Source organism: Cohnella algarum (genome assembly GCF_016937515.1).
Classification (GTDB): Bacteria; Bacillota; Bacilli; order Paenibacillales; family Paenibacillaceae; genus Cohnella; species Cohnella algarum.
On record NZ_JAFHKM010000002.1, the window covers coordinates 6183816 to 6194872 of the forward strand.

Below are 11057 nucleotides of genomic sequence, written 5' to 3' on the forward strand. Positions count from 1 at the left end.
GGGACACCCTCTTCCTTCAGGCATATTTCGAGACAGCCGGTATCCGCAGCGCGGTACCGGCCGTTCTCTTTTTTATTGCTTCGACTTCAGCAGCTTGGCCAGCATATGAGCCGCTTCCGCGCGCGTAGCCGTGTCCTGCGGCGCGAAATACGCGCCCGGCCGTCCCGCGATCGGCTTGCCGGAAATGATGCCGGCCCGGCTCATCGCTTGGGCCGCTTCCGAGGCAAACGCGGCGATCGCATCCGCGTCCGCGAAATCGGCCGCTGCCCCGTTGTCCGGAAGCGTCCAATTCATGTAACCCGCAAACCGGACAAGCATGGCCGCAAGCTGCTCGCGCGTCACGCCCGCCTTCGGATCGAAGCGCCCGTCGCCGAAGCCGCTCGCGATGCCGTTTTGCGAAGCCCAGGCAACCGCGCCCGCGAAATAGTCGCCGGCCTTCACGTCCGTAAACGAAGCTCCCGCCGTTTGCTCCGTATCCGCTCCCGCCAAACGCGCGAGCAGCAGGGCGACGTCCGCGCGGGTCAGCCCGCCGGCCGGATCGAACCGGCCGTTCCCGATGCCGCCGATGATGTCGCGAGCGGCCAAGTACGTCACGGAATCTTTCGCGAAGCTTGCGCCGATGTCGGAGAACTCAAGCCTGTTGTAGCCGACCGCATAACGGGAAAGGTGCTCCGTTTGGAATACGAGGCGTCCGGAAGATGCGTCGTACATGCCGTCGCGCACGATCGAAACCGCGCCGTCTTCCGAAAGGTAAAGCGCGACGATCGCGTTCGGATCTTCGCCTGCACCCGGGGAATACGGCAAGCCTACGCCGATCGTGCCGCCGCCCAGGTTCGACAGCGTCCGGCCTCCGACGGTCAGCGTCAAGTCGACGACGGAGCGGTTGCCGATCAGCGTTTCCGCGATTTGCCGTCCTGCCGGCGTCAGTTCGCCGAACGACGAGCCGGACGCGACCGTCCCGATCGTCACGACAAGGTCGTCGTCGCCCGCTTCCGCAGCTGCGGCCGCAAACGCGTCCCGGTCCAGCGAAATCGTGCCGAGGTCCGTTTCGAAGACGACCGTGCCGGCGGAGCTGCCCGTTATCGCCGTCAGCGCCGCGGCGGGCACGGTCAGCTCGACTTGCCGAGCCGTTTCCCCGGCCCGCACCCGAATGACAAGCTCCCCGCCCTCGGCGGATTCCAGCGCTTTAATCGCCGCCTCGACCGTCTCTTCCGAAAGAGCTGCCGTCGCCTTGCCTGCCGCATCGGTCTCGACGTTCACGACCGCCACGACTTTGCCGTCTTCAACGGACGGCGTCTCCGTTCCCGGTTGTTCCGTACCGTTGCCCGTTCCCGTGCCCGGAACCGGAACCGGGGCCGGATTGACGGCGTCGGCCGGCGCTACCGTCACCGTCGCCTCCGCCAAGCCGTAGCCGTCGCCGCTGAACGCGGAGATGACGGCGGTTCCGGCAGCGACCGGCGCGACGTTTCCGTTCGCATCGACCGTAGCCACGCCCGGATCGGACGAGCTCCAGGTTACGGCCGCCGCGTCGCCGCCTTCGACCGTCGCCTTAAGCGTTCCCGCCGCTCCGCCGACTTTAAGCGACAAAGCGCTTTGATCCAGCGTCACCTTGGCTGCTTCCACCTGATACACCGCCACCGTGCCGCCGACTTCGTTGGCGACGAGCAGCAGCGGCCGCCCCGTCGGGCTGTCCGCCGCCGGGATGAACTCCAGTCCCTCGGGGCCCGAGTCGGTCAAATTGTCTTCCATCGCGAACTCGCGGGTGTTGAAATAATTGACGAACACCGGTGCCGCCGGATCGGTGACATCGTAGGTCATGACGCCGCCGATTCGCTCCAGGCCGACGAAGGCGAGCGCCCGCTTGCCGACTTTTCCGACCGTGACGTATTCCGGCTCCGGCCCTTTTTTCTCGCTTCGGCTGTCCAATGACGTATTGCTGTTGCTGGCGTTAAAATAATCCGGCAGCCGCTCGGCCGTAATTTTTTCGAAATCGTTGCCGCTGTCGTACACCTGCTCCATCGTCTCCGCGTCCCATATCGAGAAGGAACGGCCGCCGAACAAATAAATGCCGTCCGTGCCTTCGTCGGTTTTCGCTTCGACATCGTCATAATCCGACTTGCCGGCCAGGAACAATGCCGCCGCCGACTCCGGATCGAGCGCGGCCTTCAAATCGCCGACGTCGCTGGCGTTTTCCTTGCCCGGCCATTCCGTCGCGTCGCCTTCGTTCGCCGTGAAGAGATACGTTTTCCCGCCGGTCGTGTATTCGGAAATGCCATCCGGCATGTAGACGCCGTAGAACGGAACGTTTTCCAGCTTGATTTCCCCGTCCTTGACCAGGTCTAGCGCATTGCGGGGATCGTTCAGATCCTTGTAGCCCAGCCCTTTGACATACAGCACTTTGGCGCTCGCGATATCGATCGCGGCGATCGCGTTGTTTTCCTGCAGGCTGACGAACGCCGTTTTTTGATCCTCGGAAAGCTCGATGTACTCGGGCTCGAGATCGAATACCGCGTCTTCCTTGCTGCCTTTGCCCATAATGAAGTTCGTTTCCGGATCGGCGGCTCCGCGAATGTGGACGAGATCGTCGATGACCGACGGATCGTCGAATTTGACGCGAACCGTTTCCTTCGCGACCGTGTCGACGATCGTCACGCTGCCTTCCGGATCGCCCGCCTCCGTGCGGGGCTCCCCTTCGTCCGCCGTCAAAATGTACCTGCCGTCGTCGCTGAACTTCACCATATCCGGCTGAACGCCCGTCTCGTACGATTCGAGCGGCTTGCCGTCGTAGTCGAGCACGAGCACCTTGCCGTTTTTCATGGCGTCCGCTTCCTGTACCGCCACGGCGACCCGTTTCGTCGCGGTATTGATATCGACGCTCGTCAAATCCCCGTAAACGAACCCGTCGACTTCCGCCAGCTTTTCGACCAGCACGCTCGTTTCCTTCTCCGGGTTCGCGCCGCCGTTCAGCTTCACGATATCGAGGGTCGCCGGGTCGGCGGAGCCGTTCACCAAATAAAACTTGCCGTTATCGCGATTGTATTTGACGATTTCGGCCAAGCCGCCGTCCTCGCTCGTCACGCCGACGGAATAGCCGCCCAGCTTCGTCATGCCGAGAAGATCGGGCATCGCCAGCGCGGGCGCTTCCTTCACCGCAAGCGTAAACTCGCGAGCAAGTTGCAGCCGCGGCTCCGAGCTGTCGTAAACGGAGACGGAGACCGACGCCGTGCCGGCTTCAAGCGGCGTGCCGGCAATCGTTCCGGAGGCGGCGTCGATGTCCAGTCCGCCGGGCAGGCCGCTCGCTTCGAACGTATACGGAGCCGCGCCGCCGTAAACGGAGAGGGCCGCCGAATACGGCCGGCCGACCGTCGCGTCCGCGAGCGTTTCCGTCGCAAGCCCGAGCGCCGGAGCCTCGGCTCCCCAAGCGCCGTCCGCGCCGCTGCGCGGGCGGTTTTCCGCAAAGGTCGCGTCCCCTTCCTCCTCGTAGCCGATTTGCTCGAAATCCGCCTTGTTGTTGTCCGTGTCGGCAAACGACTCGCGGCGCACCGACTTCTTCTTGGACGTCCCTTCCGCCTTGCCGGTCGGATAGTCCGTTTCGTAGCCGTCGATCGTCAGGCCGTTGTCGTTGCCGGCCGTTCCGATCATGTCGACGTAGCCTTCCGGCTTATCGGCGAACGGATTGACGACGCCGTCCAGCGACGAAGCCCCGCCGCTCATCAGCACGACCTTCATCCCTTTATTGTAAAAAAACGCATCGGACCACGTCTTATCGCCCTTGCCGCGAATATCGCTGACGAACGAATCGTCGGATTGGCCGTCGACGACAAGATAAGACGAACGGGCGCCGATCGTTCCGGTCAGGTCGAGCTTGATCCAGGTGCCGGACGCCATCGTCGGGTCCGCATAATGAAGCGTCCAACCGTTCAGGTCCACGTCATCGTCCGTAGGGTTATAGAGCTCGATGAAGCCGTTGGAGAAGAAACGATCGCTCGCCCCTTCCGCTCCGCCCCCGTACGCCTGATGGATGACGACGTGCGGCACCGCGACGTCGTAGCTGCCGTCCGCCGCATACGGAACGCCGGAAATCGCCCCGGCGGCACCGCCTTCGGCAGCGGAAGCCGGAAGCGCCGCCATGGCCCCGCCCAGCAGCATTTCCGCGGCGAGGAAGAAAGAGAGTACTTTTTTGCTTGTCCGATTCAAGAGTCCAACACTCCTATGCTGAAATGATGTTTTGTCCAGTATAGACGCGTTGTGTGCGCAAACTTGCAACCTTTCGTTAAGGGAATGTAAATTCGAACGAGAAATATAATGTCGGAATTTTTTAATAATTGCTTACATTCTCATTGACAGTAAAAAACCGGCGCCTTTATAATCGGAGTGTAAAATACATCAACTGATTTATATTTACATTTAATTACTATATTTTTAAATCAGTTGGGAATCAATGAGAGAAAGGAGGTACACGATGCCGACGATCGGAGCCACGGGCATCATTTTGCTTGTCGCCATCGCCTTGCTGCTGTTCGGTCCGAAAAAATTGCCGGAGCTGGGCCGGGCCGTCGGGACGACGATCCGCGAATTCCGCAGCGGCAGCAAAGCGCTGCTTGCGGAAACGGACAAGCCCTCAGACCGGGACGAGAGCAAAAGCGGCAATTCCTGAACTCGAGACGGAACAAACTCAACCAAGGAGGGACTTTCATGAATCAGGAATACATCAGCAAACCGGAAAACCCGCAATCGAATTCGCCTGAGTCTCGGGCGCCATCGACAACGGAGAACCTGGCTCCCGAGGCGATCAGCCGCCGCAAAATGCTGCGCGTGCTTGGCCTGGGCGGAGCCATGCTGGCCGGAAGCGCCCTTCTGTCCAACTTCTCGTTCGCCGCTACCGAGGGTCAGGCCGAAGGCAAAGGCAGCGCCTCGCCGGACACGATGCTCCGGGTTTCGAGCGTCGACGAGCTGCTTGCCCTGCCGAACGGCCGGCTCAAGGACGGGACGCTGGCGTTCGTCGGCGGCTACCGGACGGCGGGCGACGGCGGAGCGAAGCTGATGCGCTGGCGGCGGGCAGCGCGAAGGCCGACAACGGCGGAACGGTTCACCGGCCTCCGGGAGCGGACGGATGCTGGGAAATCGTCCACGACGGGGTCGGGGATTTTCGCTGGTTCGGGATATTCGGGCCGTCTCCGAACGCGGACGACGCGCTCGACGCGCTCGTCAACGATCCCTCCATTCATCGGGTAGAAGCGCATACCGATCTCAACTTCGTTCGCCGGCATACGTTCCGCCGCAGCGGCATCGAGCTGGATTTCGGCGGCCATCTGGTCACGACGGACGGAATCGAGCTCAATTCCCGCGACAACCCGTTCGGGGCGGTGCTGTTCTTCCAGGGCACGGCCGCGGGTCCGTCGCAGACCGTGACGCTCGGCTCCGACATTCCGGAAGGGAGCGACATTCTCGCGGTGAGCGACGCCTCGGCGTTTCAGGTCGAGGACTGGTGGATCGCCAAAGTGAACAACAATCCGGGCGGCGGCGCGCAGCGGGAGCTCGATTACCTGCTCAAGGTAACCGAGATCGTTTCGGCGAACCGCGTTCGCGTCAACTACAAGCTCGGCTGGACGCTTGCTGCCGGACGGACGATTACATATACGAAAATGAATCCGGTCTTCCGGTGCAACGTGCGGAACATGCGGTTTGCGGGCGTCCCCGTGCCGCCGACGACGTCCACGAGCGTGCGGCCCTTCGAGACGTGGGACCAGATCGGCTCCAATCCCGTCGCCTACGAATTCGCGGTCGAGTGCGACGTATCCGGCATCCGCGCGACAAAAGTATTTTGGCCGGTCATCCAGCGCCGCTACAATTCCCATTACATAACCGAACGGTGCGAGCTGATCAACCCCGAAGAACGGGATTGGGGCGGTACGGGCTACCTGACGCAGCAAATCAACGTGCTTTACGCCCACGTCCGGGACTGCAACACGAGCAACGCCAGGCACTTGAACGATTTTACGTGCGCCGCCTACAGCATGGTCGAAAACTGCCACGGCGACGGGGACGACTACGGCCCGTTCGTCACGCACGGCCAATACGAGCACGATCTCGTCTACATCGGCAATTCGGGCCTGATGTCGTTCGCGAACAGCGGCACGACCTGGGGCGACAGCGCCAAGCGGATCACCGTGAAGAAGCACATCGCCTCCCGGATTGTCGCGCACAAGATGCTGACGGATTTGACGCTGGAGGACTGCCACGCCGTCTACAAGGACGGACTCTCGAACTCCGGATCGATCTGGGCGAACGCCGACGGCCTGCAAATGCGGGGCTGCACGGCGGAGAGGATGCTGACGTTGTCCCGAAGCTCGTCCCGCTCCAAACGCCGAAACGTCATCGACGGCTGCTCGTTCGGCATGCTGAGCGGCTACGAGATCGCGCGGCCGGTGCGGAGCGCGGCGGTCGGCAATTTGCCCGTCAACGATGATGTGATGTTTACGGGTTGCGTGTTCAACAATGTCGAAGACGTCAACATCGGCAGCATCAATCGCCTGACGCTTATCAACACCTGGTTCAAGGGGGCGTCCCCGGCGACGGGCAAGGTTCGGGTAGGCAGCAAGGAAATCGTCATGCTCGGCGGCGGGTTTCAGGATTGCGGCTTCGTTCTGACCGGCGCTTGGGACAAGGCGGAAACCGGTGTCTACGCCCAGAGCGTCACGGTCGGCGGGGGGGCGTCGTTCGGCGGAACGAACGGGGAACTGGCCTTCTTCAAAACGGTCGAGCCGGACAACGCCGTTTCGTTCAGCTTCGCCGACTGCAACAGCGAGGCCGCAAGCGGTCAGACGGCCCACTTTCATATCGAAGGAACGGGCCATCGCCTGCGCGCCGTCGGCGCCCGCTTCAAAGGCGGAAAATACGTTGCGGCAAACGGCGGCTTCGGAGGCACGAGCTACTTCTACATGGCGTCCTGCGTCGAGGAGAGCGTGGACAGAGCCTCCTTGCCGGACGAAACGAACGAAACGGTGAAGCACTCCTCGAGCAATCTGATTTTTTAGAAATACGCTGACGGCATCCTTGGAAAAACAAGAACTCCCGGGGATCTGCCGGATCGGCAGCCTGCGCGCGGCGGTGAAATGGGCAGCCACGGCTCAATTGGATCGTTTCCATGCATGCAGAGGCGGCAAGATGAGTCATTTTTACTCAACCGCGTACGGCTGGATGCGTTTGGCGGGTCAAGTTGAGTCGCCACGACGCAACCGGATCGTTTCCATGCATGCAGAAGCGGCAAGATGAGTCATTTTTACTCAACTGCGTACGGCTGGATGCGTTTGGCGGGTCAAGTTGAGTCGCCACGACTCAATTGGACCCGCGGGAGGCCGAGCCGACTTCCGGAGTAGACTGGGGAGATGCCTCTGAATACATGTACCGCTACCAGAGCGGTGCGTCTGAGCCCGGCAAGCTTGCCAGGCGCTTTCGCAGGATGCACGTTACTTTCCTTCTTACGAAAAAGAAGCGGCGGCGGACAACGGACGTTCATGTCCGGATCCGCCGCCGTTTTTGGGTTTAAAAACCGGCGCCCCAGGCGTACTTGCCTGGCATGCCCGGGAAAAGCAGATGCCGCCCGCCGTCCTCAGAGGTTCGCGATTTTCAGGCAAACGGGCTTGGCGATCTCGATCTGCGAGCCGACCGGCACGGGGATTCCCTGCTCGTTCAGCCGGAAGGCGACGATCGAGCCCGAATCCTGATTGGCGGCGAAAAGCCAGTCGTTTCCGACGACGGCGAAATTTCGCGGCATCCGGCCCCCGCACGGTACCTGTCCCTGCGCTTCGAGCGTTCCGTCCGCGGCGACGCGAAAGACGGCAATGCTGTCGTGTCCGCGATTGGATGCGTAAACCCGCGTGCCGGAGGCGTTCAAATGGATGTCCGCGCACGTGTTGTCCCCCGCAAAATCGGCCGGCAGCGTCGTCGTCGTTTGCAGCAGCGAAAGAGAGCCGTCGTCCGCCCGGTAACGCCATACCGACACCGCCGAGCTCAGCTCCTCGACCGAATATACGAGCGGAAGCTCCGGATGGAACGCCGCATGGCGCGGCCCCGCCCCCGGAGCGACCTCCGCTGCGCCGCGCAGCGTCAGCTTGCCCGTTTGCGCATCGAGGCGATAAACGTACAGTTTATCCGTTCCCAGGTCGGAAACGAGCCAATCGTCCGTTCCCGGAACGGCGAAAATCGAGTGCGGGTGCGGCGCCTCCTGACGATCCGCCCGAACGCCGCTTCCCTCGTGAGCGTGAAAATCGCTCATCTCGCCGATCTCTCCGTCCGCGCCGATCGGAAAGGCGAAGACGCTGCCGCCCGAATAATTGACGCCAAGGAGCCAGCGCCCGTCCGATCCACCCCGATATGGCACGGGTCGGCTCCTTTCGTCGGTTGGCGGTTGATTTCCGTCATCGTTCGTTTTCGCCAATCGTACCGATAAGCCGCGACCGCTCCTTCCGCCGTCTCGCTGGCGGCAAAGAGCACGTTCAGCTTCGGATGCAGCGCCAAAAACGAAGGATTCGCCAGGCCTCCGGCACCTCCCGCCTTCGTCCAGCTTTCCGTTACCGCATCCCATTCGAACATTCCGATTCCTTCCGCCTCGGCAGTCGCGTATGTCCCCGCAAAAACGGCAATCCGGCCGCTGCTTTTTTCCGCCAAATCGATCTCCTCCCGCCTTGATCCCGCCAACGGGCGATCGGCAACCCTTTAGCCGCCCGTTCGCTATGAATACAAGTCTAGCGCCCGGAATCTTCCAGTTCAAGAGAAAAAAAGCCGAGATAGCGTGAACAGGAAGATTTCATTAACGTTTTCATAGATTCGCGCGGGCCCGGTCGGGTAAAAAAAGACAGAAGGAACGAACCTTTCCCGTTCCGCTTCGGGAACCGGTCATGGACGGCTTAGCCGTCATTCCTCCATTATCGGAGGGGCCGTTCTCGTTTTTCTGTCAGCTTGTTCGGAAAGGCGCTTCGCAACGCAAACGAAGGGTTCATCGCAAGCTACATCGATAAAAAGGAGGCGTTTCACATGGCAGAACGTCAAAACAGCGGCAACGGACTGATGAAGGGCGCCGTTATCGGCGACGATCGGCGCGGCGGCGGCCTTGCTTTTGGCTCCGAAGGCGGGTCGCGAGCTTCGCGGGATATCCGGGACACGTATATCCGGTCGAAGGACAAAACCAGGCAGCTCGCAAGCGAAGCCGGCGCGAAAACGCAGGAGGTCGCGCATCAGGTCGTCCGGCACGCGTCGGACCTCGCCGGCAAAACGCGCGCCCGCCCTCCAATCCGCCAAGGATGATGCGCAAACCGCGATGGCGGAAGAGCAAAAACCGAACTGACGCCAAAAGCCGCTTCCCGCCCCGGCGGGTGGGGCTTTTGGCGTTCCCGCCCTCCGCCGTCTGCGCGCCATGCAGCCCAACCATGCACCTGCTAGCCCGCCAAACCCGCCGCCCACTTGCCATGTAGTCCGTCATGTCCCCTTCTCGGCCGCCAAACCCGCCGCCGACTCGACATGTAGTCCATCCAATCCCCTTCCAGCCCACCAAACCAGCCGCCAACTCGCCATGTAGTCCGTCCTGTCCCCTTCTCGGCCGCCAAACCCGCCGCCGACTCGACATGTAGTCCATCCAATCCCCTTCTAGCCCACCAAACCAGCCGCCAACTCGCCATGTAGTCCGTCCTGTCCCCTTCTTTTCCCCCACACCGCGCTAACCCGATCATTTAACTCCCCGAAACCTGCTGAGCGAAGGGGATATCGCGAAGAGGCGGTCTTTGCCCGGACGACAAGCCCCGCGCCTTCAACGTCCCCGCTCGCGTCCCGCTTCCCGCCGCAAACAAATGCCCTCTCGCGGCGGTGCCTTGCGAATGCAAAGGCTTTCTGCCGCGAGAGGGCGACGGTTTGCGAGTCTGCTGCGATGAATAGAAGCCGCATCACGAAGACGTTGCCGCGCCGTACAGCTCCGCGTCGCGTTCAAGCAGCGCGCGAAGATCGTTCGTCGCCGGGCGCAGGTTCAGCAGCCCCTTGACCGGAATGGACGGCATATCGTCCTTCTGGAATTCCTCGCCCGAAAGGCGATACCCGTATTCGCGCATCAGCTTGTACATCCGGCAAAAAAGATCGGCCGCGCCGACCGCATCCTCCTCGGAATCGAACTCGGCCAGACGATTGCCGAATCCGAGCGGATTCGAACGGGATTGGATGCCGAGGTGGTACGATTCTTGCTGTTGACGGACGAGAATGTCGCAGCCGAAGCAATCGAGCTGGTAGATGACAGTCATCGCGTCCACCGCCTTTTAAGAGAATGTGTTGCGTATTCTCTATTACCCTGTCGGCGGAAAATCGAAACAAGCCCCTTGCCGGGATTCGGCGGCTCCCGTCCATCCTCGCCCGCCCTCGTCCGTCCTCACCGTCCGGCGCTTCTCCGCCGGCGGAAAGCCACTTCTTCAGCTGATCGATCGCGCGCCGCTGAATGCGGGACACGCTCATTTGGGAGACGCCCAATTGCTCGGCCACGAATCGCTGGGAGTAGCCCTGCTCGTATAATAGCAGAAGCACCTTCCGCTCTTCGGGCTTCAGCCGGTCCATCGCCTTGTCCAGCACCAGCTTGCGGTCGACTTCCGCGTAGTCGTCGGACGGCACGCCGATCATCTCGCCCAGCGTCGCGCCGTTTTCGTCGTCGGATACCGGCGTATCCAGCGAAACGTAATGGTACAGCTCCCGTCCGGCCAGCACTTCAACGTCTCCTCCAGGCTCATGTCCATGCGCTCGGCAATTTCCGGAACGCTCGGCGAGCGCTCCAGCTCCATCGTCAGCTCGTCGATCGCGCGCTGCAGATTGAGCCCTTTTTCCTTGATTCTGCGCGGCACCTGGACATACCACGACTTGTCCCGCAAATAATTTTTCATCTGGCCGACCATGCTCTTCATCGCGTAAGGCTCGAAGGGCATGCCAAAGCCCGGATCGAACTGCTTGAGCAGCCGGAACAGCGACATCCGCCCACCTGAATGAGATCCTCCTGAAGATCCGGTCGGTTGCGGGATATTTTATGG

At 61.6% G+C, this 11057-nt stretch carries 6 protein-coding genes and 2 pseudogenes; 4 read left to right on the forward strand and 4 right to left on the reverse strand.

Going from position 1 to position 11057, the window contains the following annotated elements; genetic code table 11:
* Positions 1-72: 72 nt before the first annotated feature.
* Positions 73-4197: a choice-of-anchor I family protein gene (locus JW799_RS28040; RefSeq protein WP_205432735.1), complete on the reverse strand. Its 4125-nt coding sequence runs from the start codon at positions 4195-4197 to the stop codon at positions 73-75.
* 265 nt (positions 4198-4462) lie between these two features.
* On the opposite strand from JW799_RS28040, the gene tatA reads away from it, so the two are divergent.
* The 3 genes from tatA (at position 4463) to JW799_RS28055 (ending at position 7037) form a co-directional block, all read left to right on the forward strand.
* Positions 4463-4657 (forward strand): twin-arginine translocase TatA/TatE family subunit, encoded by a 195-nt coding sequence (tatA, locus tag JW799_RS28045; protein WP_205428171.1) that lies wholly within the window; start codon positions 4463-4465, stop codon positions 4655-4657.
* Between the two features lie 38 nt (positions 4658-4695).
* The gene (locus JW799_RS28050; protein WP_205432738.1) at positions 4696-5235 is read left to right on the forward strand and encodes a hypothetical protein; all 540 of its coding nucleotides are present in this window, start codon (positions 4696-4698) and stop codon (positions 5233-5235) included.
* 131 nt (positions 5236-5366) lie between these two features.
* Entirely contained in the window at positions 5367-7037 is a 1671-nt protein-coding gene (locus tag JW799_RS28055; RefSeq protein WP_205432740.1) for a hypothetical protein, read from the forward strand.
* Positions 7038-7612: 575 nt separating this feature from the next.
* Here JW799_RS28055 and JW799_RS28060 read toward each other — a convergent pair.
* Positions 7613-8595 (reverse strand): annotated as a pseudogene (locus tag JW799_RS28060) (lactonase family protein).
* 441 nt (positions 8596-9036) lie between these two features.
* Here JW799_RS28060 and JW799_RS28070 point away from each other — a divergent pair.
* On the forward strand, positions 9037-9306 hold the full coding sequence (locus JW799_RS28070) for a hypothetical protein (RefSeq protein WP_205432747.1): 270 nt from the start codon (positions 9037-9039) through the stop codon (positions 9304-9306).
* Positions 9307-9938: 632 nt separating this feature from the next.
* On the opposite strand, the gene JW799_RS29120 is transcribed toward JW799_RS28070, so the two are convergent.
* Both JW799_RS29120 and JW799_RS29125 read right to left on the reverse strand, forming a co-directional pair.
* The gene (locus tag JW799_RS29120) at positions 9939-10286 is read right to left on the reverse strand and encodes a hypothetical protein (protein WP_205428175.1); all 348 of its coding nucleotides are present in this window, start codon (positions 10284-10286) and stop codon (positions 9939-9941) included.
* Positions 10287-10437: 151 nt separating this feature from the next.
* Positions 10438-11057: pseudogene (locus JW799_RS29125) on the reverse strand (sigma-70 family RNA polymerase sigma factor); the annotation flags it as partial.

What these genes read in the sequence shown, in the direction of transcription:
- JW799_RS28070 (WP_205432747.1), top strand. Translation starts at nt 9,037, where the DNA reads ATGGCAGAACGTCAAAACAGCGGCAACGGACTGATGAAGGGCGCCGTT.
- tatA (WP_205428171.1), top strand. Translation starts at nt 4,463, where the DNA reads ATGCCGACGATCGGAGCCACGGGCATCATTTTGCTTGTCGCCATCGCC.
- JW799_RS29120 (WP_205428175.1), bottom strand. Translation starts at nt 10,286, where the DNA reads ATGACTGTCATCTACCAGCTCGATTGCTTCGGCTGCGACATTCTCGTC.
- JW799_RS28050 (WP_205432738.1), top strand. Translation starts at nt 4,696, where the DNA reads ATGAATCAGGAATACATCAGCAAACCGGAAAACCCGCAATCGAATTCG.